Annotated in this window: 20 protein-coding genes; 10 read left to right on the forward strand and 10 right to left on the reverse strand. The window is 59.4% G+C overall.

All coding sequences use genetic code 11. From position 1 onward, the window contains the following. Window positions 1-2: 2 nt before the first annotated feature. Entirely contained in the window at window positions 3-1,793 is a 1,791-nt protein-coding gene (locus K1X75_00110) for a M28 family peptidase (protein MBX7056436.1), read from the reverse strand. Further along, a complete protein-coding gene (locus K1X75_00115) occupies window positions 1,783-3,102 on the reverse strand; it encodes an MFS transporter (GenBank protein ID MBX7056437.1) in 1,320 nt (439 codons plus the stop codon). Before K1X75_00115 ends, K1X75_00110 begins: the two co-directional genes overlap by 11 nt. Window positions 3,103-3,182: 80 nt before the next feature. Between K1X75_00115 and K1X75_00120 the strand changes: the two genes are divergently transcribed. Next, entirely contained in the window at window positions 3,183-3,995 is an 813-nt protein-coding gene (locus K1X75_00120) for a hypothetical protein (GenBank protein ID MBX7056438.1), read from the forward strand. Window positions 3,996-4,013: 18 nt separating this feature from the next. On the opposite strand, the gene K1X75_00125 is transcribed toward K1X75_00120, so the two are convergent. Together K1X75_00125 and K1X75_00130 are read right to left on the reverse strand one after the other, a co-directional pair. Next, window positions 4,014-4,826 carry a sulfite exporter TauE/SafE family protein gene (locus tag K1X75_00125; GenBank protein ID MBX7056439.1) on the reverse strand — a complete coding sequence of 271 codons (813 nt, stop codon included), beginning with the start codon at window positions 4,824-4,826 and terminating at the stop codon, window positions 4,014-4,016. Then, window positions 4,827-6,371 (reverse strand): 2-isopropylmalate synthase, encoded by a 1,545-nt coding sequence (locus K1X75_00130; protein ID MBX7056440.1) that lies wholly within the window; start codon window positions 6,369-6,371, stop codon window positions 4,827-4,829. A gap of 183 nt (window positions 6,372-6,554) precedes the next feature. On the opposite strand from K1X75_00130, the gene K1X75_00135 reads away from it, so the two are divergent. After that, window positions 6,555-7,454: a polysaccharide deacetylase family protein gene (locus tag K1X75_00135; protein MBX7056441.1), complete on the forward strand. Its 900-nt coding sequence runs from the start codon at window positions 6,555-6,557 to the stop codon at window positions 7,452-7,454. Window positions 7,455-7,551: 97 nt separating this feature from the next. Further along, entirely contained in the window at window positions 7,552-9,936 is a 2,385-nt protein-coding gene (locus K1X75_00140; GenBank protein MBX7056442.1) for a response regulator, read from the forward strand. Window positions 9,937-9,947: 11 nt separating this feature from the next. Here the strand turns inward: K1X75_00140 and K1X75_00145 are convergent, their stop codons facing one another. Continuing rightward, complete coding sequence (locus tag K1X75_00145) at window positions 9,948-10,973, reverse strand: tetratricopeptide repeat protein (protein MBX7056443.1); 1,026 nt, start codon at window positions 10,971-10,973, stop codon at window positions 9,948-9,950. A gap of 99 nt (window positions 10,974-11,072) precedes the next feature. Between K1X75_00145 and K1X75_00150 the strand changes: the two genes are divergently transcribed. Together K1X75_00150 and K1X75_00155 are read left to right on the forward strand one after the other, a co-directional pair. Continuing rightward, on the forward strand, window positions 11,073-11,753 hold the full coding sequence (locus tag K1X75_00150; GenBank protein ID MBX7056444.1) for a hypothetical protein: 681 nt from the start codon (window positions 11,073-11,075) through the stop codon (window positions 11,751-11,753). Window positions 11,754-11,764: 11 nt separating this feature from the next. Beyond that, window positions 11,765-12,766, forward strand: a complete 1,002-nt coding sequence (locus tag K1X75_00155) for a hypothetical protein (protein ID MBX7056445.1) — start codon at window positions 11,765-11,767, stop codon at window positions 12,764-12,766. Window positions 12,767-12,828: 62 nt separating this feature from the next. On the opposite strand, the gene K1X75_00160 is transcribed toward K1X75_00155, so the two are convergent. Next, window positions 12,829-13,197 carry a hypothetical protein gene (locus K1X75_00160; GenBank protein ID MBX7056446.1) on the reverse strand — a complete coding sequence of 123 codons (369 nt, stop codon included), beginning with the start codon at window positions 13,195-13,197 and terminating at the stop codon, window positions 12,829-12,831. A 130-nt stretch (window positions 13,198-13,327) separates the two neighbouring features. On the opposite strand from K1X75_00160, the gene K1X75_00165 reads away from it, so the two are divergent. Then, window positions 13,328-14,149, forward strand: a complete 822-nt coding sequence (locus K1X75_00165; protein MBX7056447.1) for an NRDE family protein — start codon at window positions 13,328-13,330, stop codon at window positions 14,147-14,149. Here the strand turns inward: K1X75_00165 and K1X75_00170 are convergent. Then, window positions 14,133-17,753, reverse strand: coding sequence for a hydantoinase B/oxoprolinase family protein (locus K1X75_00170; GenBank protein ID MBX7056448.1), 3,621 nt, complete (start codon window positions 17,751-17,753; stop codon window positions 14,133-14,135). The two genes, K1X75_00165 and K1X75_00170, sit on opposite strands and share 17 nt — an antisense overlap. A gap of 135 nt (window positions 17,754-17,888) precedes the next feature. Between K1X75_00170 and K1X75_00175 the strand changes: the two genes are divergently transcribed. The 3 genes from K1X75_00175 to K1X75_00185 all read left to right on the forward strand — a co-directional run bounded on the left by K1X75_00175 (window position 17,889) and on the right by K1X75_00185 (window position 21,455). Next, window positions 17,889-19,031, forward strand: coding sequence for a lactonase family protein (locus K1X75_00175; protein MBX7056449.1), 1,143 nt, complete (start codon window positions 17,889-17,891; stop codon window positions 19,029-19,031). A gap of 131 nt (window positions 19,032-19,162) precedes the next feature. Continuing rightward, window positions 19,163-20,470, forward strand: coding sequence for a 3-hydroxyacyl-CoA dehydrogenase family protein (locus K1X75_00180; protein ID MBX7056450.1), 1,308 nt, complete (start codon window positions 19,163-19,165; stop codon window positions 20,468-20,470). Between the two features lie 70 nt (window positions 20,471-20,540). Then, entirely contained in the window at window positions 20,541-21,455 is a 915-nt protein-coding gene (locus K1X75_00185; protein ID MBX7056451.1) for a TPM domain-containing protein, read from the forward strand. Between the two features lie 34 nt (window positions 21,456-21,489). On the opposite strand, the gene K1X75_00190 is transcribed toward K1X75_00185, so the two are convergent. Next, the gene (locus K1X75_00190; protein ID MBX7056452.1) at window positions 21,490-22,245 is read right to left on the reverse strand and encodes a keratin; all 756 of its coding nucleotides are present in this window, start codon (window positions 22,243-22,245) and stop codon (window positions 21,490-21,492) included. A 53-nt stretch (window positions 22,246-22,298) separates the two neighbouring features. After that, the gene (locus K1X75_00195; protein ID MBX7056453.1) at window positions 22,299-22,607 is read right to left on the reverse strand and encodes a hypothetical protein; all 309 of its coding nucleotides are present in this window, start codon (window positions 22,605-22,607) and stop codon (window positions 22,299-22,301) included. An 82-nt stretch (window positions 22,608-22,689) separates the two neighbouring features. Here K1X75_00195 and K1X75_00200 point away from each other — a divergent pair, with 82 nt between their 5' ends. Continuing rightward, complete coding sequence (locus tag K1X75_00200; protein ID MBX7056454.1) at window positions 22,690-24,048, forward strand: sodium:alanine symporter family protein; 1,359 nt, start codon at window positions 22,690-22,692, stop codon at window positions 24,046-24,048. A 55-nt stretch (window positions 24,049-24,103) separates the two neighbouring features. On the opposite strand, the gene K1X75_00205 is transcribed toward K1X75_00200, so the two are convergent. Then, on the reverse strand, window positions 24,104-24,433 hold the full coding sequence (locus K1X75_00205; protein MBX7056455.1) for a hypothetical protein: 330 nt from the start codon (window positions 24,431-24,433) through the stop codon (window positions 24,104-24,106). Window positions 24,434-24,598: the final 165 nt, after the last annotated feature.

The following is a 24,598-nucleotide window of genomic DNA, read 5'->3' on the forward strand; positions in this document are numbered from 1 at the left end:
GATCAGTCCTCACCGGCAATCAAGGCGGTTTCGCCGCTGATACGACGTCCGTCGCGGACAAAAACAATTCGGTAGCTGCGACCGCCGCGGGCGTCCTCAAGGAAGCGCATGTAGTCATCAATGGTGCGCACCTCGACATCTCCGAGCTGGACAATATGATCGCCAGCACGCAGGCCGGTGCGCGCCACCGGCGCCTCGGGATGGACGTCGCCGACTTCAACGCCGTCGCCGCGGCGATCATAGTTAGCCGGCATGATACCCAGACGCAGTTTGAATTCAAAGCCGCTGCGCGCAGGCTCCGCCGGCGCTCGCTGAAATACTGGCGCCGGATTCAGGCGACTGGCAGCGCTGCCAAGGTTGGCGGCCATTTGTGCAATCCTGGCAATGCCATCGTAGTTGAGCGTATCGGGACGATCGGCAGCGGTATGATACTCGCGATGGCCGCCAGTAAAGAACATCGCCACCGGAATGTGGCGAGCATAGAAGACGCTGTGATCACTTGGCCCGCTGCCGCCCGGCAGCAGTCGCAGTTCCAGTGCGCCGGGGAAACCGGCGTTCTGAAAAGAATGCTCAATCGCCGCACGCCAGGAAGGGTCTGCGCTCTGGGCGCCCTGCAACATCAGACCCTTGCCCTTGCGCAGTCGGCCGACCATATCCAGGTTGAGCATTGCAGCAAAAGAAGCGCTGCGAAATTCGTGAGATGCTGCAAAGGCCGTGGCGCCCAACAGGCCGCGCTCCTCGGCGTCAAAATGGATGAACAGTACATTACTTTCGGCGGCCACCGCACTGTCACTGTGCTGGTTGTCGCGCCATTGTAGCTCGCCGGCGGCCTCCATCACAGCAGCGACTCCGGAGGCATTATCATCGGCGCCCGGGTGGACAGCGTTGCTCTGATCCAGCGCGGCAAAGTTTCCGTAGCCAAGGTGGTCAAAATGCGCTGCAATCATGATGTTGCGCTGTCCCTCGCGCGGCGGTCTCAACCAGGCGCCGACATTGCGGCCCTGCTGACGTCGCAGAGCATACTCCGAGCGAACCGTGGCCGGGCCAAGCCGCTGGCCCAGGCGTTGCTCCAGGACGCGATCATCAGCGCTGGCCGAGGTCAACCAGGGCAACGATTGTTCCAGCAATTCCGATTCGACAAAAACCGCCGGCGGTCCGCTGGAAATGCGCGGGGCAAAGGCGCCAGGCTCGACGGGCGGGCCAGCAGGCAAATTCAAGAAGACAACGGCCGCCGCGCCGGCCGCGCGCGCTGCACGGTACTTTTCGTTGAAGCTCATCGAGCGAACGAATTGTGAATTCCCCCGTCCGCCAGGCGCGTAGCGCAGACAGAAGATAATTGCTCCCTGCAGATCACGCCCGGCAAAATCGTCGCGCTGTTGCGTCTCATCTTTCAGACAGAAGCCCAGGAACACGGCCTTGCCGCTCTGTTTGCCTGGCGCCGAAAGCGGAAAGGGCTGGGCCGGGATTTGCACTGTGCCAGAGGAACTTTGCCATTGCAGCATACTTTCCGTCGATGGGATCAGGCCGGCGTCAAAGGGGAATGATTGCATGAAACTGCCGCCAAAAGCCGGAAAAAATCCATGCTGCCGATAGAAGTCGGCGATCCATTGAGCGGCGCGTCGTCCGCTGATATCGCCAGAGAGCCGGCCGCCTGCCGAATTGGAAGCAAGCTGGCTAACGATCCAGGCGGAATCGCTGGCATCTGGCTGCGGGGAAAGCCGCGGCTGACAGGAAATAACGCTCACAGCGAGGAGAACAGGCAGCAGATGCAACGCTGCAGGCTTAGCTGCCATGGCCTTCTCCGTCCGGCATCTTGAACTCAGGAAGTTTCAGCGAGAGCGCCAGCGCGATTGCCATCAGCAAAGCCAGCACGGCATATGCATTGCGTACGCCTAAGTAGAAATAGAGCAACGCGCCGATGGCCGGACCGGCAAAGCGTCCAAGCGAGCCCGCCGATCGCAAGAGTGAGAGATTGTAACCTTGCTCCTGCTCCTCGCTGGCCAGACTGGTCAGGCCAGCGACGGCCGGCTGAACCAGCGACGAGCCCAGGGCGATGGGAAGCAGGCAGAGCATTGCCAGCGGCCAGTCCGGCGCCGTAAATGCCAGCAGCGCCGCCGGTAGCGGCAGGAGCAGCAATCCGATGCGCAAGATGCGCAGCGCCGGCATGCGCTTGCTCAGCGTGCGCACCAGGCCTCCCTGACCAAGAACCAGTACGACGCCAATGTAAAGAAATACCATGCCTATTTGAAAGGGACTGAGACCAAAAGCGAGGTCGAAGAAAAAAGTGAAGGTGAATTCAAAGGCGGAGAATGCAAATATAAAGAGCAGATTCAGTCCCAGGATCGGGCCCAGGCCAGGTCGACGCAGACGGCTGGACAGCGCGCGGATCGGATGCTCCACCCAATGACCTCTGCTTTTTCCGGCGCGTGTTTCCACAAAAAACAGGGCATTGAGCGCCGCGCTGCTCAGCGATAGCAGCAGTGCAAGTGCAGCTGGCCAGACGAAGGGATGCGTTCCGACCAGCGGCATCGAGGCGGCATCCAGGCGCGCTGAAAGGCCGCCCAGCGCCGGACCCAGGATAAAGCCCATCCCAAAGGCCGCGCCCACTAAACCCATGGCCCTCGTGCGCTGCTCGGGCGCGCTGATATCAGCCATGGCAGCGCTGGCGACGCCCATGTTGCCGGCCATCAATCCCCCGAAAAGGCGGGCGGCAATGAACCAGTGAAAATTGGGGGCCAGAAGCCAGGCCAGATGCGAGAGGGCAAGGCCAGTGCTGGTCAACAGCAAGACCGGCCGGCGCCCAATGCGGTCGGAAAGCCTGCCCCAGTAGGGGGCGGCCAGGAATTGGAACAAGGCATAGACCGCAGAGAGAGCGCCGCCAAGCAGCACAATGGCCGCGCGATTATCGGTCTGTGCGCCGGGCACAGCATGCATGATGCGCTCCAGCGCGTCGAGCCAGAGCACGCCCTGGGCGCGCGTTTCCTCCAGGTAGTGCGTGAGCAAGCGCGGAATGAGCGGAAAGATTACGGTGAACCCGACCAGGTCCAGAAACAGGATCAAAAGAAGTAGGAGCCGATTGCCGGCGCCGGCAGCGTTACGCATGGCCCATGATTCGCAGCGCCGGGGCCACAAATAGAAAAAAATGGTTGTGGCGCCATCACTTTTAGCGTTTGATTCCGGCAATGGGTGCGGTCGACCTGATTCAGGCGGAAGAGCTGGAGGCGCAGGACCAGGCTCTTGCCATCGGCCGCGACTACATTCCCGGGATCGAGCGCCGCTTGCGCAATACGATCTACTCGCTGTTTCAGGGCGACCAATCGGACCAGAGTGCAATCACGGATCGTGAACTACTGGCCGAAGCCGTCTTCTGGTCGATTGGCGAACTGATCAACAATGCGAACAAGGCTAACAATCGCTGGGCGGTCTTGCGGCAGGCGCTGCACCAGCGCATCAAGAAGGATAACCCGTCCGCCGAGGACGACGCACTCTACCGCGATATTGACTATGCCATTCAGCACAACCAGACGGACCTGCTCAAAAAGTACGGTCTGGAAAAGGTGGATCTGACCGCTTCTATCTTGAAGCTGATTGAGATGCACAAGACCAACTCCTTTGCGCTATCCGAGAAATTCAACAAGCGCATCGACTTGACCCTCCGCGTTCGGCGCAAAGCGGAACGGCGTCAGCTGGTCATAAACGTCATCAACAACTCGCCGATTACTGTGATCGACCGCGATCGAGTTGAATACAACCTGGACAAGATCAAGCAGGATTTAATCGACGCCCAGAAGAGCCAGTACGAGGCCTCCGTCCAGCTCTACGATCGACACGAAGATCACAGCGGCGGCGGCTTTGGCGCCGGCCTGCGCAGCATCGTCCTTTTTCTCAAAGAAGGCTACCGACCCTTTCAATCTGAAATCGTCTTTTCCCGATTGATTCAGTACCGATCCGCCGGGGCTTCGACCATCTTCAGCATTGAGATTCCGATTCCCTGACCGGAAGCAAGCCCTTCTTCATTGGCCGCTCAAGTCAACGAGCAGGCGTAGCAGCGCCGCAGAGCAAACGATAATTAACAAGGTGCGAATCCAGCGATTGGCAGCGCTGCTGATTGCCGCAAACTTCGCGCCATACCAGGCCCCGGCCATCTGACCCACGCCCAGCGCCAATCCCGGCGCAAAGCGCACCTGATCGTAGTAGAGAAAGATAGCCAGCGACGGCGCCGTGAAGAAGGGAACCATCAGCAATTTGTAACCGTTGCCCTGACTCAACGTTTTTCGGAGGCCAAGGCTCATCAATGCCAGAATCATTACGCCGGCGCCGGCCTGCAGGAAGCCGCCATAGAAGCCAATCAACAGGCAGGAAAGCAGAGTGAGCGGCGAGCGGTGGCGCAGGTTGGCCTCGCTGTGCGATCGCAACCACTGCGCCGGATTGAAGAGCAGGAGAAATAGCAAGAAGGCCATCACTGCAGCGATGGCGTAGCTCAACTGACGGGCGCCAAGCGCCGCCGCCAGCCATGCCCCCAGGGTCGCACCGACTGCGCTGATCGGGATGAACCACGGCCACTGTTCTAGACTGTCGCCGCCATGCCGACGATACGAAATGACTCCGGTTACGCTTTGCATCATTACGCCGATGCGATTGGAGGCATTTGCTTCGTGCGGACTGAGGCCCATCAACAGCAACACTGGCAGCGTGAGCAAGGAACCGGAACCGGCCAGGGTATTGATGACGCCAGCCAGAAGTCCAACGAGGGCCGCCAGGGCAAACAACAAGAGCTGCGAGGCCGGCGGCGAACGCAGCCATTCCAGAAGACTGTTTAGATCCACCTAGCTTTTGGCCGCGACCATGAACGGCGTCAGCGTACGGTTTATCATTTTCTCCGTCGCTTTGATTGCCGCCTTGACCTGATCCGGATCCACGCCGCTGGTACGCAGGCTGCGACCGTCTCCGCCGCGCTGCCAGGTAATAACTGCTTCTACCAGGGCATCCGTTTTTCCGCCCGGCGGAATCCGAACTTCATAGTCGGTTAACTGTGGCAGGGCAATGCCCAGCGATTGCAGGAGCGGAGTCAGAGCATTCATGAATGCATCGTAGCCGCCATCGCCCTCGGCGGCCCCTTGCAATTTTTGTCCGCGAAACTCGACGCTCAGCGTGGCTCGCGGGCGACCCTGCCAGGGCGTCTGTACTTCCGCATCTACAATGCGAAAACTCTGCTCGGTATCGAGACCAAAAAGATCCTGGATCAAGAAGGGCAGATCGTCGGCGGATACCATTTTCTTCTGGTCGCCAAGTTGCTTGATGCGCTCCAGCAATGCTTGCTCCTGCTCGGCGGGCAGTTCGATGCCAAGGGTCTTCAGGTTGTTGGTTATGGAAGCCTTGCCGGCCAGCTTGCCTAAGGCGTAAACTCGCTGGCGGCCAAAGCGCTCGGGCAGGATCGGATTGGCGTAGAGGTTATTCTTACGATCGCCGTCGGCATGGATGCCGGCAGTCTGCGTATAGACGTCCTGTCCAACAATTGGATAGTTTGCCTGCACGCGCTTGCCACTGAAAGTTTCCACCAGGCGCGAAGCTGCCATCATCGCTTTTTCGTCTACGCCGGTGCGGACGCCCAGCTTATCGTGGAGGGCGGTGACTACTGATTCCAGCGGGGAGTTTCCGGCGCGTTCGCCAAGCCCGTTCACAGCAACATGGACGCCAGCGGCGCCAGCGCGCACGGCCGCCAGACAATTTGCGGTCGCCAATGCGTAGTCGTTGTGACCGTGAAAATCCACCTCAATTCCCGGATTGCGCTGCAAAGCGTCTTCAATGCCGGCATAGGTTTCCTCGGGCGCCAGGATGCCGAGCGTATCCGGCAACAAGAAGCGATGCACGTTCATTGATTTCAGAGCCCGCAACATCTCGCGGACATGTTCCGGCGAATGCAGCAGACCGTTGGACCAATCCTCCAGATATACATTCACGCGCAGCCCCTGGTCGTGGGCAATGCCAATGGTCTTTTCGATATCGCTGAGGTGCTCGGCGACGGTCTTGCCCAGCTGCAGTCTACAGTGCCGCTCGCTACCCTTCGTCAGAAGATTGAGCACATGGCCGCCCGCCTGTCGGATCCAGTCCACAGAACGCCCGCCATCGACAAATCCGAGTATTTCAACGCGCTGGTCCAGCCCTCGCTCGGCGGCCCAGCGAAATATGTCGCTTACCGCGTCAAGTTCGCCTGCCGACACGCGCGCTGAGGCAACCTCGATACGGTCGACGCGAAGCTGCTCCAGAAGGATGCGCGCAATTTGCAGCTTCTCGAAGGCCGAAAAGCTGACGCCATCGGTCTGCTCGCCGTCGCGCAGCGTAGTATCCATTATTTCAATCGTATCGCGCATTCTTCCCTTCCGCGGGATGTCCAGCCGGAGGCTTCCTACTACAGTAATGTCGCAGGCCCTCTGCCGTAAAACAAAAAGGCCCGTCCGTCACAATTTTGAGATTGGTTTCCTTCCAAAAAAAGGGGATAGAGAGAGCTTGCATCTGGCCGCCTGCGACGCCGAAACTGAAGATAAGGCAATTCTGTGCGCGGCTCGAATCTAATCATCTCTCTGGCAGTGCTATTGGCCTGCCTGGCTGTTGCCGTCGCCTTCCGATTGACGCCAGGGCTCGTTGGAGGGTCGCCGGCCGATACACTCCTGGCATCCGGCGGCGAATCAAGCGGTGCGCGCTTTCATCTGGCGCCGGTGCTCTGCTTTCACAACGTCGACGGGCCTGGACCCTACGCTGTTACCAGACAGGAGTTTCGCGCCTACATGGAGTCGATTCGCCGCGCCGGCGTGCGCGTAATCGAGCTACGCACTCTATTCGAACACGCCCGCCACAATCGGCTCTTCGACCATCCCTCGATTGTCATTACCATCGATGACGACTACAAAAACATTGCCCGGGTTGCGGCGCCCATTCTGCGCGAGTACGGCTATCCGGCCACTTTCTTCTTTTACATCTCGCAGATCGCTGACGATCCGCGGGAGGGCGCCAGCTGGGCCGACCTGCAGCGTATGCATCGCGAGGGATTTGATATTCAAAACCATTCCTGGACGCATACGCGCTTCGATCATCCCGCTGCAGGCGAAAGCGCTGCCGCCTACAGTGCGCGGGTGAATCGCGAAGTCGTACTCTCCCGTGAATCGCTGGAGCGCAACATTCCCGGGCTGAAAATCTGGACCTTTGCTTATCCCTTTGGTTACCACAGTCCTGATTTGCAAAGCCGCATCGATCGCGCCGGCTACGAATTGGTTCTAACTACGGACGCGCGCCCGGTTGACGTGACGCAGACCTTTCGGCCCATCTTTGATCGCTATACGATTCAGAAGCGTTTGGTGCGCGATCCCGACGCCATGTTTCGGCGGCAATTGACCTACGCTCTGAAGCCTTATAGCGCTGCCACAGCCCTGCAAGACAGCGAGCAGTCGCAACCTTGAGCAGACGCCTCAACCGGAAAAGCGAATAGCGTTAGTGCAGAAGATGCGAGGCCGACGACTCATACAAATCTGCGCGAGTGTTTGCTGGCTGGGATTGTTGAGCTTTGGCTGCTCTCCATTGCTGGCGAGGCCGACGACAGAATCCGATTGCATAGAACTGCAACGAGACCAGCGACCCCGGCTAGCAGGCGTCCTTCGTTACCGCGAAGACCAGCACAGCAGACAATCGGCGCCACTGGAAGAATCGGCGAATTTTGCGCCGCTGGATCGCGCGGCGCTGAATAGCGGCTTTCGCAGCGGCGCTACCTGGCTCTCGCTTTGTGTGCGCGCGGCAGAGGCCGGCGAATACCGACTAACGATTCGCAATTCCTTTCTGGAGACTGTGGACTTTCTGGTTTTTCCTCCCGGGGCCCAGCAAACGCCGCAAATTGTGCATGCCGGGCTGCGCTCCCGTCGCAACGATCGAGTTCCGGCCCTGGACCTCGATCTGCAGCGCGGCGAAGAGCGCCATATGCTGGTGCGCGTTGAATCGCGATCGCCCATTCGCGGATCCATCTCGCTCTTGCCGCGTCTCGTGGCGCAGCGCGAGTCGCGTATCGAAAACTACTTTTTCGGTTTGAGCCTGGGGCTTACGGGCGGCGTTGCGCTATGGACCATTCTGCTGGCGCTTCGCGCACGCATTGAAGGCGGCTTCTGGTTCTTGATATTTCTCTTGCTGTTTGGAATTTATCGCAGCTTTTATCAAGGCTTCCCTTTGCTCTTAAGCGATTCATCCATTTTACGTCAGGAGTATTTGCGGCTGTCCATTGCCCTGGCCCTTGGATCGCTGCTCAGCCTGGCTCGTTGGCAGCTCATGTTTCTGGACCTCGAGCGAATCTCGGCTGTTGCGGCGCGCATTGTCGGCGCTCTATTCTGGACCTCGATTGCTCTATTGTTATTCAACCTGTTGCAACCCTACACGGCAAATCGAATCGTCTACATCTGGGCTACAGCCGCGCCCGTCGCTGCCAGCCTGGCTGCGTGGCTTTACTGGCGCGGCGGCGGAGATCACGGCCGCTCCTTCTTTCTGGCCAGCATTGTGACCATGGGTCTCTCGCTGTACTTTGTTCTGACCAATATCGGTTTCGCTCGCCAGAGTCTGCTCTCCGACCTGGCCATCGAGGCGGCGACGCTGGTCCAGGCGGCCATCATCGCGATCATGATGGGGGATCGGATGCGCCGCTTGCAGACGCTTCGGCAGCACGAGCTGGAGCGCGAGGTAAGCGCGCGCACCGAGGCGCTGGCCGTCGAAGTCAATGAGCGGGTTGCAGCGCAGCGACGTGCGGAAGAGGCGGCGCGATCTCAAGCTCGCTTTCTGGCTAACATGTCTCACGAGATTCGCACGCCGATGAATTCCATCCTGGGCATGGTTGAGCTGCTGCAAGAAACGACGCTCAGCGAGGAACAGAAGCGCTATGTTGAGGCGGTGCGCGGCGGCGGCAGCGCTTTGCTGCGCATTCTCAACGATGTCCTGGACATTTCGCGCATCGAGGCCGGGCGCATGGAAGTTCAGCCGGAGGAGGTAGACCTCAGGAAAATCATTCCAGCTCTGGCCACCATGCACGAGGCGGCATTTCGAGCGCGGCGCATAGGGCTTGAAGTTCATTTTGACGCGGACGCTCCGGGTAGCCTGGTTACGGACCCGGGGAGGCTGGGGCAGATTCTGATCAATCTGTTGAACAATGCTCTCAAATTTACGGAGCGCGGCGCCGTGTCGCTCCGCGTTTCAATGGCAGAAAGGAAGGGCGCGCCAGCCGCTGCCATCGCCGTAAGCGATACCGGCGAAGGCATCTCCGTCGAAATGCAGACTAGAATTTTTGAGCGTTTTCAGCAGGGGGCGGGCGAACCGCGCGGCGGCGCCGGCCTGGGTCTATCGATTGCCCGCGAGCTAACCGCCTTGCTTGGCGGCGAGCTTGAACTAAAAAGCGAGCCGGGAAAAGGCAGCGTCTTTACCCTTTGTCTGCCTCTGGCCTGGCAGGGGCGGGGCGGCGCCCTGCAGGCCTCCGCGGTTTCTCTTGCTGGTAATGATGCCAGCCTGCTCCAGGGGCGCCGCATTCTGATTGTCGACGATGCGGTAGACAATCGCGCCCTGTTCAGTCGCTTCCTTGAAAAATGCGGAGCGGAGTGCGTTCTGGCCAGCGATGGCGAAGAAGCCCTTCAGGCGCTGCTTGCGCAGCGCATCGATCTGGCGCTGATGGATCTGCAAATGCCGGGCATGGACGGATTTGAATGCCTCAGCCGATTGCGCGAACTGCAGAGGTCCGGCAGCATTGCGCCGCTGCCGGTGCTGGCAATCACCGCCTTTGCCATGGGCGATGAGTACGAACGCGCGAAGCGCAGCGATTTTCAGGAAATACTTACCAAGCCAACCCCGCGCGTCGCCCTTGTCTCCGCTGTGCATCATGCTCTGCGCGGCGCCAGCGCAGCGTCGCCGGGCGCTTGAGCGCCACGCTGCTATTCGCCACGACTGGTGCGGGCCAATGATTCGGCAATTTGCCGTCGACGTTCAATTTCGCGGCGACCATGGCGGAGGAAGAAGGGGTCTTCAGGATGGGCCAGCAATCGCCCGTACTGCTCTACGGCTACTGCGTAGTCTCGCTCTTCAATAGCGATCTGCGCCAGATAAAGATGCAGCTCGCGATTGTAGCCGGTCTTCTCCTGTCCGTCTAGCTCGACCGTCTCAATGCTCTCCAGAATGACGCGCGCGCTGGGCCAATCCCGGCGTCGCATGGCCAGGCGCGCCAGGCCCAATCGAGCATCGACGCTATCCGGCATCAGGCGCTGGACCAGCACATAGTAACGTTCGGCTTGCGTTGGCTGATCTTTCTCCAGGTAGAAATCGCCCAGCGCGATCAGCGGTCTCAAATCGCCGGGGTCGCGCCTGGCTGCTTCGCGATAGGAAGCGATGGCTGCCTGCTCCTCGCCGGCCAGTTCATAGGCCTGCGCCAGATAGTAGTGCGCCGCCGCCAGGCGCGGCAGCAGGGCGCGAGCGCGCCGCAAGCGACTGATCGCCTTCTGCGGCTGGTTGAGAATCAGATAAAGACGACCGGCATTGAAGGCGAAGGGAAAAAAGTGGGCGTCCTGGCGCAGGCCATTTTCCAGCGATGCCGCAGCTTGTTGCAACAGGTCTTTGCTGGCAAGGTCGACGGCGCCCAGTTGTTCGACCAGACGATTGTTGAAGCTTCCCGGATTGGTCTCTAGGCCGCCTGACTGCACTACGCGAAACCAGCGCGAATCAGGGGGCTCGCCCTGCCAGCGTGCGCCTCGACAGATAACAAAATCGCGCCCATCGAGCAGGAAGGTTCCCGCTGTCGCCTGTTCGCCAGGGGCAAGGTCAAGCGGCCGGACCAGGGTGTCAGCATCAGGCTCATCGCTGGAAAGACTCTGTGCGGCAGCAACGTGTATGGCGCAGAGAAGCAGGCTCGATGCTAGAAGCAGTGGCGCGGCGCCAGATCGGAACAGGCGGGAGGGTACGCTCATAGATCTCTTCTTATATATTTCGGCAAATTGGAGAACCGGTCAAGCCCGCGCGGCGTCAAAAAGGCTTGTCCGCACTTTTATGCGAGGGAAGAAGGAACCATGCCTGTCAAGCTTCAGCATCTTACGATCTGCCTGCTGTTGTCGTCGCCGTTACTTTTGCCGGCCTGCTTGCTGACTCCGGAGCCCACGCAGTATGAGACGGTGGAAAGCAGCATAGAGCCGCCAATTGCGCCGCCTGGCACGCCGCGCGTCAAAGTGGCGCTGATCAATTTTCGCAACCTGACCAACCGCGACTTCCTGGTATCGCCGGCTACGGCACAACTGACCACGCTGATGTTTCGCAGCGGCTATTTTGATGTGATTGAGCCCTCGCTGGTTGATTCTGTGATTCGCAATCAGCAGGATATCACGCCTGAGAAACTGGCCATTTTACAAGAGCGCTTCGGAGCGCAGTACTTTCTCACCGGGACCTTGACCAACTTTGAAATACGGGAGCAAAAGTCGGGTTGGTGCGTACTGTTCTTTCTCGCCCAGCGACAGAGCCGCGAGTACATTGTCGAAACGGGAATCGACTACCGGCTGGTCTCCGTGCCCGATGCAAGGCTGCTGGATGCCGATTCGATCGAGAATCGTCGCACCGATTCGTCCGGCGCAGCGCACGTACTGTTCATTGGCGGCGGCACGGAAACTCGCGTCCTGCAGTCCAGCGGCGGTCAGCTCTTGCGCTACGCGATGCGTGATCTGGTCGAGCGAATGGTTCAGCGGATTCCACGTAACTGAGCAGGGCCGTGATGGAAGCCCTGGCTCGGCGCGGTCTGTCTGTACTGCTTTTGCTGCTCTCTGCTTGCGCTTCGGCGGCGGATACAAGCTATGAGCAACTGGAGGCCGAGGTTCAAGCTCAGCCGCCGGTCCCTGAGTCGTATCGCAAGTTGCGCGTTTTCGTTGCCGACTTCAGCAATTCCGCTAACATAGAAAGCTTCTCCATCCTCCCGGATGGAGACTATACCGGGCTCGTCCTGGACCGCGGGCAGAAGCCGGGCGGCCTTCAGGCCCCGCCTGCATCCGCCGGGAGTGCGCCGGCCACAGGCAGTGAGACGAACGATGCAGCAGAGCCTCCGACCAGCGCCGGACCGGAGAGCGAACAGACGCCGGCCAGGCAGGATGCGGCGCTGATCCTGCGTGAAACCATGGAAACGGAGCTATTTCAATCGGGTCGTTTTGAGATCGTACCAACTTTTGCCATGCAGGCTGCTATGCATACTGCGCAGGCGGAAGGACTCGATGCGGCGCAGGCAATGCTACGAGCCGCACACACGCTCCACATTGACTTGATCGTACTTGGCGACCTGACTGATTTCGAGATTCGCAACGAACGCAGTTACTGGAAGGTTCCGCTCTGGGCAATCGTCCTCGTCGGATCATTTTTTATTCGCAATGACGATTTGCGCAACCACGTCTGGTCCGCTTTGCTACGCGCCGCTTTCTGGGTTCCGCTCAACTCGCCCTTCTGGGGCTACGGTCTGGAATGGGAAAATCTGGAACTGATCGTTGATATGGGTCTTGATGTTCGCGCCATCGACCCCAACAACGGTGTTGTTCAGTTTTCCGATTCGTTGTCCATTTCACGCAAAGATCGGGTGAAGAACCTGAATCTTTTGATCTGGGCCTCCGACAACAGCGTGCGCATCACCCGGTCCAACGCCGGACGCCAAATGCGCTTCGGCGCCCGCGAAATGGCCGTGCGCCTATCGCGTTTTGCCGAAGCCCAACAAGGATTGCACTCCGGACTCTGAATTGCGGCCCGCGCCGCTGGCGGACAGAGTAGAGTCCGGGAAGCGAAGCAGCGGGCCGTCGCTTAAAATGGACGGTAGATGCCCAGGTAGGCGGCCAGCGCAGCAATCAGCGGCAAAGCAAACAGCAGGGCTTTTGCCAGCGAAGCTTTACGGCCGGCCATCGCCAGCGCGCCGCCGAGGAGCAGCCACAGTACTATTTTCAACCACGCCCAGAGCGGCGGCATTCCGCCAAGGCCCAGTTTATGCAACATGCCAAAGCCGCTGACAATCAGGAGCGCCAGGCCAATGCCGTGCAAGAGTGCAATCGGTCGACGCCAGGCGTTGTTGGCTTTTTGGCCGCCATTGATTGTAAACAGCGCCACGCCTCCGAGGGCCGCGCAGACGCCGACGACAGAGGCAATGTGCAAGATACGGTAGACTTCCAGATCCATGGGCATTCCTACTGTCGGCGCGGGGTCCAAGCGTCAAACCAAGCAAGGGCGCATCTCAAAAAAAGAAACCAGTGCACAGCGCCAGCGACCAAAATAGGCAGGCGCAGTCGCTGGGCCTCGAAGCAAAGAAATGTGTCTGATCTTCGTTTCCCATGATCCAGAAGGGCCCTGGCCGCTGGTCGTGGCCGCCAATCGTGACGAGTTTTTCGCTCGCCCCGCGCTGGCTGCGGATTTCTGGACCTCAGACCCTGGGATTCTGGGCGGACGTGATTTGAAAGAGGGCGGGGGCTGGCTTGCGCTACGGCGCGACGGCCGTTTTGCCTGTGTCACCAACTATCGTGATCCACAACTGCACAAAGATGGAAGAAAATCGCGCGGGGCTATTGTAGCCAATCTACTCCGGTCAAAGGATTCGCTTTCGTCGCTGCTGAGTGCACTGCGCGCCGAGCGCCGCGAATACAACGCGTTCAACCTGCTGGCAGGGGAGGGCGATGCCCTCTGGTTTTACGGCAGCGAAGATGATGATTTGCGCAAATTGACGCCTGGCCTTTACGGATTGAGCAATGCCAGTCTGGATACGCCGTGGCCAAAAGTTGAGCACGGCAAAGCGGAGATGGCGCTTGCGCTGCAGGCTGCCAGCGTCGGGCAGGGCGGGCCCCTGGAGTCCAATCGCCTCGCCTTACGTTCCGCATTGCTAACTTTACTCTCCAATGAACAGCGCGCGGCAGACTCGGAGCTGCCTGGAACCGGAATTCCGCTGGAGGCTGAAAGGGCCCTGTCTGCCCGTTTCATTCGCCTGCCGGGCTATGGTACGCGGGCCAGCACGACCGTGATCAAGGGCGACGGTCGTCTCGAGTTTTTTGAACGCAGCTTCGACGCCGATGGCAAGATCAGTGATGAACGCCGCCACGAACTGCAATCTTCGGCGACGGCCTTCAGACCCGGTCGTTGAATCCGTTTCCGTAGCCGCCTCCGCCTGGCGTTCGGATCTCCAGCGTTTCGCCAGGTTCGAAGACGCGCTCGACGGATGCTGGCAAAGACGACCTTTCGCCGTTGGCCGTCGTCAGCCAGTTTTCACCAGGCAGAGCGCTCCCGCCGCCATGCAGTCCTGGAGGCCCTTTGGCGCGCATGCTGGAGAGCATCGAAACTTGCATCCGGCGCAGGAAGCGCAAGCGGCGGATGACGCCGTCGCCGCCGCGCTGTTTTCCTGCTCCGCCGCTGCCGCGGCGCAGGGAAAATTCTTCAACCAGCACAGGGAAGCGCGCCTCCAGGATCTCAACGTCGGTGATTCGGGAATTGGTCATGTGTGTCTGCACGGCGCTTTGCCCGTCGTAGCCGGGTCCGGCGCCTGCGCCTCCACAGATGGTCTCGTAGTACTGAAGCGACGCATCGCCAAAGCTGAGATTGTTCATGGTTCCCTGGGAGGCAGCCTGCAGACCCATGGCCAGCAGGGCGGCGTTGACAATCGCCTGTGAGACTTCTACGTTCCCGGCGACGACTGCTGCCGGCGGTCTTGGCTGCAGCAAGCAGTCCTCCGGCAAAACCATCCGAAAGGCGCGCAAAAAGCCGGCGTTGAGCGGCGCATCGTGGCCGCTTGCCAGGCGAAGGACGTACATCAAAGCGGCGCGCACCACAGGCAGCGGGGCATTGAAATTGCCCGCATCCATCGGCGAGGATCCTCGAAAATCAAAGATCATCTTTCGGGTTTGCGGGTCAAGGCGACAGCTGACCGCAATGCGCCGGGCTTCATCTATTTCGATGAGCGATGTTCCTGGTAGAACACCGGACAATGCAGTCAGCGCCAGGCGCTCGGCGGCGTCGATGCTTTCCTTCATGCGCAGCTGCACCAGCTGCGATCCTTCGCGGGCTGCGAGGTCGGTCAGCATTGCTGCGCCGCGCTCACAGGCGGCCAGCTGTGCTTTCAGATCGCCCAAGTTCTGTTCAATGTTGCGCGCCGGCCAGGGCCCGGCGCCCAGAGCAGCGCGCAAATCTTCCTCCAACCATCGACCCTGATCGCGGATCTTCAGTCCATTGAGAAGGACTCCCTCCTCTTCGATGGTGCGGCTGCTGGCCGGCATTGAGCCAGGGCTGATGCCGCCTACATCGGCATGGTGTCCGCGCGCTGCTACAAAAGCGAAAAGTTGTCCGGAAACAAAGATAGGTGCAACCACAGTAATGTCAGGAAGATGTGTGCCGCCCTGGTAGGGGGCATTGATGGCAAAGGCCTGGCCGCGCCGGAATACGCCGCCCTGGATGCGAATCACGCTCTGAACGCTATCCGCCATGGATCCCAGGTGCACGGGAATGTGCGGCGCATTGGCGATCAACTCGCCGTCGGCGTCGAATATCGCGCAGGAAAAATCCAGACGCTCGCGAATGTTGACCGAAACGGCGCTGCGTTGCAGCGCCGCTCCCATTTCCTCGGCAATGAATTGAAAGCGACGGACAAATAGCTGCAGCTGCGCTGGATTGGCCGGGCGCGGTCCTTTTTGCCGGCGGCGCGCCATGTCGGTCGACAGCATGCCGCCGCCTGGATCGATTTTCGGTCTTTTCATCCGAAGCAGCATTGCGCCATCCTCCTGTACTGCTCCGCTCCAGTCGGGGGTCAGAAAAACAGTATCCAGCGCAGAGACTATCAAGGCAGGACCTTGGATTACGTTGCCGGGCTTTAGATTTTCCCGTTGCAGGCGCTTTGCTGGAAGCCAGGCGTCTTTGAAATAGATCTGCCAGTCTGCTTCGATTTTGGCCTGCAACACAATCGGATCGAACGGCGTGGCGGAGGTAGGTACAGGCGGCCGGGCGCCCTCCAGGCTTTCATGTTGCAACCGCTGCAGTCGAAGTTTGCGCTGGTCCTGGGTAAAGCCAAAGCGCCGGGCGTGTTCAGCTTCAAAAGCAATGCGCATGCTTCCGGCAGACTGAAGTTCGACCGAAATCTCCTGGTCGCCGCCGTCGTAGGACAGGAATGCGCGTAAGCGATGTTCCTTGCCGTCTTCCGTGACCCAGTTGCCGAAGCCACGACGCAACTCTGCCGCCAGATCTTCATCGAGCAACCGATCGACGACTATTTCCTTGATCGAAGCATTGCGCGCCAGACCGGCCCCCAGTGCAGATAAGGCGCCGGCCAGCGGGTGGCACAGGATCTGTTTGATCCCAAGCGCTTCGGCGACCTGGCAGCAATGTTGACCGCCGGCGCCGCCAAAGGAAAGCAGAGTGTGCTGTGCTGCGTCGAAGCCGCGCGCCAGACAGACTCGTCGGATGGCGTTGGCCATTTGATCGTTGGCCAGCTCGAGGGCGCTCTCAGCAATTTGTTCGACGCTCATCGACTGTTTGCCAGCCTCCGCGATACGATCGGCCAGCGCGGAATAGGCGGAGCGCGAGCTCTCAAGCTGGAGCGCCTGATCGCCGCTCTGGCCGAAATGCTTTCCAACAAGTTCTGCCGCCAATCGGCCCAGCAGTAGATTGGCATCGCTCAAGGTGGCCGGCCCGCCGCGTCCGTAGGCTGCCGGGCCGGGCTCGGCGCCCGCCGAACGAGGCCCGGCCAACAGGCGCTCGCCGTCGAAACTGACCACTGAGCCTCCGCCGGCGGCAACGGTATGAATCCAGAGCATCGGTCGTTGCAGGCGCAATCCGCTGATCTCACTCTCTTCGATGCGCTCGTACTCTCCTTCGTAGCGCCAGACGTCGGTCGATGTTCCTCCCATGTCGAAGCCAATGACCGGAAGCAGGTCGCGCTCACTGGCCACGGCGGCGCCGCCAATTACGCCGCCGGCCGGACCGGAGAGCAGCGAGTCGCAGCCGCGGAATTGCTCCGCAGCACACAATCCGCCATGGCTTTGCAGGAAGGAGAGCGGCGAGCGGGGCAGCGCCGTTTGCAGGGCGTTCCGATAGGCCGCAATGGGCGACTGTAGATAGGCATCAATGGCGGCCGTGTCGCCCCGCCGAACAAAGCCCATCGCCGCACTTGCCTGATGGGAGAGCGTCAGCGAGGTAAATCCCAGCCGTGCTGCAAGCTGCGCAAAGCGCAGTTCATGTTCTGGATTGCGCCAGGAATGTACAAAGAGCGCGAGGCCATGACTGTAACCGGCGTCCAAGGCGCGCTGCACGGCGGCGCCAGCTGAGGCCTCATCCAACGGCTTCAAGATTTCGCCGCTGGCGCCGATTCGTTCGGAGATCTCGAAGCAATCCAGGCAGAGCGACTCAGTACGCTGGATCTCAAGCGCAAAGATGTCCGGGCGATTCTGAAAGCCGATGGAAAGAGCGTCGCCGAAGCCAGCGGTAGTGAACAAAGCCAGGCGATCGCCTTGCCGTTCCAGCAGTGCATTGGTTCCAATCGTCGTGCCAACGCGTATTTCAGAGATCGCCTCAGGCGGCAAGGGCGCCTCTTCTGGTATTCCCAGAAGCTGACGTATCCCTGGCAGCGCTGCATCAGCATAGCGGCCGGGAAATACGGAAGGCAGCTTCAGGCAATGCAGCTGATTGTCGGGCGCCAGAGCCACGAAATCGGTGAAGGTGCCGCCACGATCAATCCAGATCCGCCAACCCTTTGCTTCAGACATGCGACTCCCTGCGCGGACCTTTCCGGCCTGGACTTCATCATATTTTCAATCCGAGCGTGCGGCGGCCAGCGCTTTCAGCTTGAGGATGCCTGCTCTTAAGGCCAAATGGTCCGAAAGCTTGGACCTGATCGATCCATGATGTGCAGAATTGTCCGAAATGCCTGGAGCTACCGCGGCAGAATTGCGCTCTGCCTTTGCTTGAGTTCCTGCTACGACGCCCGGACTGACTCAAAGCCAGAATTGAGCCTGTTCTTGCTGGACTATTTCCCGCTCTACAGTAGATTCGTATTTGCTGTTTCGACGACCAACGCCACGCTGCACGCTTACCGCATTGATGCTGGCAGCGGCGCATTGAACGAAGTCTCCAGCGCGCTGGTAAGCGGCGCCCCGCCGCTCTGGGTGGCAACCAATCCGATCTATCGCGCTGTCTATGTGAGCCGCAATCAAACTCCCGGCGGAATCTCCAGCTACCGCTACGACAACGAAAGCGGCGCTCTCAGCTTTGCCAATACGCAGCTGCTGGGTCCGGGCAATGATTTCTCGCATCGTGTCTTTGCAACGCCAGCAGGCGATGCTGTGTACTTCAGTCGCGTTCAGGGCGCCACGGATTTTTATCGCAGCATGCTGGATGCACAGGGAATTCCAACGGGAAATGTTCTGGCGCTGGCAACCGGCTTCGCAGGCAACTCGCAGGCCTCGGCCATCAGCCCGCGCGGCGATCTTGTGCTCAGCGCTGACTTTGGCGTCAAGGGTATCCGACGCCTGGCCATTGATGGCAGCGGCGCGATGAGCGATCTGGGCGCGACCAACCTTGGCGGCGCCTATACCGTATCGCCGATCTCCTTTACTCCGGATGGGAACCTGGCCCTGGCCGGCACGGACAACAGTCAGCACATTGCCGTGCTGCGAGTGGAGAGCGACCGGAGCCTGACGCTGCTCAATCTCTTTACGCCGGGCTTCAATGTTTCGCACGGGATCATTGATCCGCGCGGGCGCTTCTATTTTGCGATCAGCGGCGGGAATAGGATCGTATCCTACCGTATTTTTTCGGATGGTACGCTCAGCGCTATTGCCGAATTGCCTATCAGCAATGACCTCCAGAGTGCCTGTGTGGAAGCAGGCGGTCGCTTTCTTTATCTGACGGCTTACGACGATGGCGCAGTTGCGGAGCAAATCTACGCCTTCCGTGTTAGCACGGCGGGCGTGGTTAGCTTTGTGGCGTCGGCGCCGCTTGGCGATCTTGGACGCAGCTGTGCGGCAAGCGTTGACCGCTACTGATCGGACCCTGGCGTCGCGTCTGTTGCCTGGCCCACTTCAGCTTCCTGGTTGACCCCACGCTGCTTGCACAGGACTTTGCCGAGTTTTCAGGTCGCCGGCCTTGGCTCCGGCTGCAGGACAATCACAGTACTATGAAAGAAATCAAGACCGTAACCATCCTTGGCGTCAATGGTACAATGGGCGCCGGTTCCGCCTCCATTGTAGCCGCCTTTGGCGACGCGAAAGTCTATGCCCTGGCGCGCACCGTGGAAAAGGCCAGGGAAGGCATCAACGCGGCCGTTGCTTCGGTGCGCTCCGACGTGATTGCCACGCGCATGATCCCGGGCAGCTACGATGCCGACCTTGCCCGGGCCGTTGCTGAAAGCGACTGGGTCTTTGAATGTGTGGCCGAAAGTTACGAGGTCAAGGAGCCGTTGAACAAGGCCATTGCCGCCGCGCGCAAGCCGGGAACCATCGTCTCTACGGTAAGCTCCGGCCTGTCTATCGCCCGTCTTGCTTCACACTTCGACGCCGATGGACAAAAACACTATTATGGCACCCACTTCTTCAATCCGCCTTACAAGCTGACGCTCTGCGAACTGGTGACCCACCCCGGCAATGATCCGAAACTCAGCCAGGAACTCAGCGAGTACCTCACGAAAAAGCTCCTTCGGTACGTAGTACTTACTAACGATACTCCGGCCTTCGCCGGCAATCGCATCGGCTTCCAGCTGATGAACGAGGCCGCTCAGCTGGCCGAGACCCATCAAGACAAAGGCGGCATCCATTTGATAGATTCTATTCTGGGCGGCTATACCGGGCGGGCCATGAGCCCGCTGGCCACCGTCGACCTGGTGGGCCTGGATGTGCACAAGGCCATTGTGGACAATATCTACGAGAATACAAAAGATGGGGCCCACGCCACCTTCCAGATGCCGGGCTACTTTCAAAAGCTGATGGATCAAGGCGCTATGGGCGATAAGGCCGGCAAGGGCCTCTACCGTCGCAGCAAGACCGCGGACGGCAAGCGTCTGAAACATGTTTACGACATCAAGAAGAACGACTATGTCGATTTGCCGGCGCTGAGCGTACCCTTCAAGAAGGATGCAGTGGCGGCCATCAAGGATTCCGACTACCAGGGTCTGGGGCGCGTGTTTCTGGAGGCGAAGGGATTCGAGGCCGACTTGCTCCGCCACTTTCTGGCGCGCTACGTCGCCTATTCGCTTTCACTGATTCCAGAGGTGACGGACCAGAATGGCGTAGACGGCGCCATGGGCTTTGGCTTCAGTTGGGTTCCAGCATCGGCCTGGGTCGATTTGCTGGGCGGCGCCGCCGCAACGCGCAAGTTCATCGAATCGCAGAAGCTGGAGGTCCCGCCCTTTCTGGCCGGGAACAATGGAGTTCCCTTCTACCAGTTGCGCGATCGACTGGACTTCCGTCAGCTGTTCCGCGCCGGCTGATTGTAGCCTTGCGCTTCCTGCGGCGGCGTGCGGCTGAAAAGGTGCGCAGAACCGCAGAGGAGGGATTGGCATGAGCAGGAAATTGCAGCGCCTGATTCTGGCAGGCGCCTTGTGCTCGACTCCCTTTGCGGCGCTAGCTGCGCGTGAAGTTCCCTACCTGAGCGGACGGGTCAATGATACCGCTCATATGATGAGCGCGGCGCAAGTTGAAAAGCTTGAAGCCCAGCTTGCAGAACAGGAAAAGCAAACTTCCAACCAGGTAGCGATTCTTACCATCGACTCTTTGCAGGGCGAGATCCTGGAAACATACTCGCTGAAGGTGGCCGAGACCTGGAAGCTTGGTCGCGCTGACGTGGACAATGGCGTTCTCTTTCTGATTGTCCGCGATGAACGCTTGATGCGCATTGAAGTAGGTCAGGGGCTCGAGGGCGCACTGGGCGACGCTATCTGTCGTCGCATCCTGGATCTGGTGGTCAAACCGCATTTCAAACAGGGCGATTTTGACGGCGGCGTGCAGGCCGGCGTGGATGCAATTCTTGGCGTCATCAAGGGCGAGTACACTCCTCCGGATGAAAGCGAGCAGTCAGACAGCGGTTTTGGCGACATCCCGATCCTGGTGCGAATTCTCTCCGGACTCTTGATCTTCTTTGTGCTCGGGATCTTCACCTGGGTTCTCATTATCATGAAAGAGTTCACCTGGTTTCTGTATCTCTTTCTGATTCCCTTCTACGCCATATTTCCAGCCATCCCGCTCGGTGTTCCGGGTAACTTCATAGCTCTGGCAATCTATCTGCTGGGCGTCCCCTTGCTGCGCTTGATTATTCCAAAAACAAAAGCCGGCGCGCGCTGGCGATCCAATGCCGGAAACTGGGTCTCTACAAGTTCGGGAGGCTCAGGGGGCTGGTCCAGCAGCAGCTCCTCCGGTTCCAGTTTTAGCGGCGGAGGCGGGGGCTTCTCCGGAGGCGGGGCCTCCAGCAGCTGGTAAGGATCGCATTGCAAATTACGGCGCCTGGCCGCCGTTAGAAGCGAGCGCTCAACTGCAGGCGGAGCACAGGCGCGCCTTGTTCGTCAAATGCGACCGGCGCGCTGAATGTCCAGACCGCATCCGCCAGGCTGATGGCGTAAATTCCTGCGCTCAGCAGCAGAAACCTTTGTGTTCGCAGTCGAGCGGATTGGTACTGCGCTTGATGATCAAAATAGGACAGGTCCAGCGTGCTCGCCTGCGAGCGCAGACTCTGTTCCTGCGAATAGGACCAGAGCGTCAACGCGCTGCTGAGACCAAAGCCGATGGCATAACCCCAGCCGCGCCATTCATAGTCGCGACGAATGTGACCCATGCCAGGATAGAGTGCGTTCCAACGAATCGCCTCGGCGTCGGTCGTCCCGCTCTGCGGCGCCGGGGTGATGTTGAGGCTGCCGCCGGACGAGGGCGCACCCGCTCCGGCTGGCGCCCGGCCGTTCGAGCGTCGAAGAATCTGCACTTCTCGTTCCAGCGTCGTCAGCGCCTGCCGCGTCTGGTTCAGCTCGCTCCGCTGGCGAACATTCAATTCCCGCTCCTGCTGGAGCTGGCGTTCCAGGGAACGCAGGCTTTCAATTTCGCCTTCCAGACGTTCCAGTCGTCGGCGCAACTGCTGGTCGCCGCTGCTGGATGCGGGCAGAAAAATATCAGTCCAATCAAAATATCCGGATTCGCCTTCCGCTGCCAGCGCGCTTTGCCAGAAAAAGAGCGTTAGCAGTGCAATCGTCGCCGACAGCCGCCAGAAATCGCGGGGCATTTTGACAGTGCGCGGCGGACAGCTTGCGGCGTCCAGAGCAACACAGCGACGGATCAAGGGCGTTTCAGGCTGGCAGCAACGAACTTCTCCAGCTCTTCAATAAGAAACTCGCAGATGATCAAGTCGCGGCGATCGGGCGAAGGCCCATCCAGCAGGCGCTTTTGAACCTCGGCCAGCAGATAGTTGATCAGTTTGTCTTTGGGGCGCGATTTTACGTTGTTACGAGCAAAGAGCGTTTGCATCTTCAGCGCGCCGTCATTGGCTTCCAGTAGACGCGTCTTCAAATGGATCTCCAGAAAGCGGGCCAGGCGCTGCTTCAGCAATAGCAGCTCCTCGGACTCGGGGCGCCCCTTGCTATTCATAAGCCTTGAGCGACTTCTGAACCTGGCGCGCTCGCAAGTTCTTTTTTGAGTGACGTCCCTGTCTGGCGCGCATCCATCGCGCATGGATGCAAATGCATTTGGCGCGCTTTTGAAAGGCGCCGCCGACGCGCTGTGGGGTCCGCCGCTGGTCCTGATGCTGGGCGGAGTCGGAATCTTCCTGAGCGTTCGTCTGCGGCTGGTTCAATTTACTCATTTCATTCACGCCTTTTATCTTGGCTTTGTCAAACGTAAGGAATCCGATGATCGCCCCGGCGATATCACCCATTTTCAGGCCCTGATGACCGCGCTCAGCGCAACCGTTGGCGTCGGCAACATTGCCGGTGTTGCAATTGCATTGAAGGCCGGAGGTCCCGGCGCCCTGTTCTGGATGTGGCTGACGGGCCTGCTGGGCATGGCTACAAAATACGCCGAAGCAGTGCTGGCGGTTCATTTTCGGGTGCAGGCCGCGGACGGTCGCATGCTTGGCGGACCCATGTATTATCTGAGTCGCGGGCTGTCCTGGGGCAAGGCGCCCGCTCTGGCTTTTGCGATCTTTGGCGCTCTGGCCTCCTTCGGCATAGGCAATATGTCGCAGGCCCACCAGACAGCCAGCGCATTGGCCGGCGTTTTTGGAACTCCGGTGCTGCTGACGGCAATCGTGATTGCCCTGGCCACCGGCGCCGTGCTGATCGGCGGGATTCGTTCACTGGCTCGCGTAACGCAGGTCATAACACCGGCAATGATTATCCTCTATGTAGCCGGCGGAGTTGGCGTGCTTGCAATCTTTGCCGACCGCATTCCCGGCGCCTTTGCCAGGATCCTTGGCGAGGCCTTCTCGCCTTCGGCTGCAGGCGGCGGAATTCTTGGCGGCGCGTTTTTGCAAGCGCTGTATCATGGAATGCGACGGGGAATGTTTTCCAACGAGTCCGGCCTCGGTTCCGCTCCTATCGCTGCAGCCGCGGCGCGCACCAATCATCCCGTCGCCCAGGCGCTGGTATCAATGACGCAAACCTTTATTGATACGATCGTGGTCTGCACCATCACCGGCCTGGTGATTCTGGTCAGCGGCGTTTCGCTGAACGACAATCTGCAAGGAGAGGCGCTAACGCGTGCGGCGTTCAGCGCTGGGCTTGGCGCCACTGCGGGCGGCTGGATAGTCGCCATCAGTCTCTCGCTATTTGCTTATTCAACGCTGCTTGGTTGGAGCTACTATGGCGAGAAGTGCGCCGAGTATGTATTTGGAATGAAGGTCCGATTCATTTACCGCACGGCTTTTACAATTCTGGCTTTCACCGGTTGCCTGCTTCAGCTGGATTCTGTTATCAACTTTTCCGACGCCATGAATGCCCTGATGGCCATTCCCAATTTGATTGGCTTGCTTGCGCTGTCTGGGGTTGCGGCGACGATCACCAGGCAGTACGATCGCAAACAGACCGCGTGAATCGCAAAAAGAATGGTCTGCGGCTGGCCGGACCAGCCGCAGCCAGAGGGGAGCCTTATTCGGTGATGTTAATCACGTTGACCTGGCAGAGGTTCACGTTACGCAGATAGTACTCTTCGCCATTGCTATCAACAGCTTTGAAGTCCCACATGCATGAACTTGGATCGTATCCGTTGAAGGTAATGTTGATACGTGCGCCGGGGGCCAGTGTTTGGCTTGCACCCATCACATCATCTTCCCAGCTATCGTTGGAAACTTCAGAGACGTAGATGTAGTCAATTCTCTGAGAAGTTTTGTTCACAACCGTGAGACGCTTCGGGGCAGCTACCAGTGCGGTGGTAGCAATCGCCAGCAGCGCAACAATTCCCACTATACGGGTTTTCATCTGATTTGTTTCTCCGTTGGTCGACGCCCTTGGGGGCGACGCTCTGGAATCAGACGTGGCACATTGAAGAAGAGCGCAAAGAATTTATTTCCTTTTCAAAAACAATTTTTGGTGTGCGCCGCAAAACTGAGCGCCGCGCTGATCGTATTCGGCGTCGCTGCAAGA

The organism is Leptospirales bacterium, assembly GCA_019694655.1.
Classification (GTDB): Bacteria; Spirochaetota; Leptospiria; order Leptospirales; family Leptonemataceae; genus SSF53.

Coding starts and splice junctions, on each gene's coding strand:
- K1X75_00110 (MBX7056436.1), bottom strand. CDS start 1,793: ATGGCAGCTAAGCCTGCAGCGTTGCATCTGCTGCCTGTTCTCCTCGCT.
- K1X75_00115 (MBX7056437.1), bottom strand. CDS start 3,102: ATGCGTAACGCTGCCGGCGCCGGCAATCGGCTCCTACTTCTTTTGATC.
- K1X75_00120 (MBX7056438.1), top strand. CDS start 3,183: ATGGGTGCGGTCGACCTGATTCAGGCGGAAGAGCTGGAGGCGCAGGAC.
- K1X75_00130 (MBX7056440.1), bottom strand. CDS start 6,371: ATGCGCGATACGATTGAAATAATGGATACTACGCTGCGCGACGGCGAG.
- K1X75_00145 (MBX7056443.1), bottom strand. CDS start 10,973: ATGAGCGTACCCTCCCGCCTGTTCCGATCTGGCGCCGCGCCACTGCTT.
- K1X75_00150 (MBX7056444.1), top strand. CDS start 11,073: ATGCCTGTCAAGCTTCAGCATCTTACGATCTGCCTGCTGTTGTCGTCG.
- K1X75_00155 (MBX7056445.1), top strand. CDS start 11,765: ATGGAAGCCCTGGCTCGGCGCGGTCTGTCTGTACTGCTTTTGCTGCTC.
- K1X75_00160 (MBX7056446.1), bottom strand. CDS start 13,197: ATGGATCTGGAAGTCTACCGTATCTTGCACATTGCCTCTGTCGTCGGC.
- K1X75_00165 (MBX7056447.1), top strand. CDS start 13,328: ATGTGTCTGATCTTCGTTTCCCATGATCCAGAAGGGCCCTGGCCGCTG.
- K1X75_00170 (MBX7056448.1), bottom strand. CDS start 17,753: ATGTCTGAAGCAAAGGGTTGGCGGATCTGGATTGATCGTGGCGGCACC.
- K1X75_00175 (MBX7056449.1), top strand. CDS start 17,889: ATGATGTGCAGAATTGTCCGAAATGCCTGGAGCTACCGCGGCAGAATT.
- K1X75_00180 (MBX7056450.1), top strand. CDS start 19,163: ATGAAAGAAATCAAGACCGTAACCATCCTTGGCGTCAATGGTACAATG.
- K1X75_00185 (MBX7056451.1), top strand. CDS start 20,541: ATGAGCAGGAAATTGCAGCGCCTGATTCTGGCAGGCGCCTTGTGCTCG.
- K1X75_00190 (MBX7056452.1), bottom strand. CDS start 22,245: ATGCCCCGCGATTTCTGGCGGCTGTCGGCGACGATTGCACTGCTAACG.
- K1X75_00195 (MBX7056453.1), bottom strand. CDS start 22,607: ATGAATAGCAAGGGGCGCCCCGAGTCCGAGGAGCTGCTATTGCTGAAG.
- K1X75_00200 (MBX7056454.1), top strand. CDS start 22,690: ATGGATGCAAATGCATTTGGCGCGCTTTTGAAAGGCGCCGCCGACGCG.
- K1X75_00205 (MBX7056455.1), bottom strand. CDS start 24,433: ATGAAAACCCGTATAGTGGGAATTGTTGCGCTGCTGGCGATTGCTACC.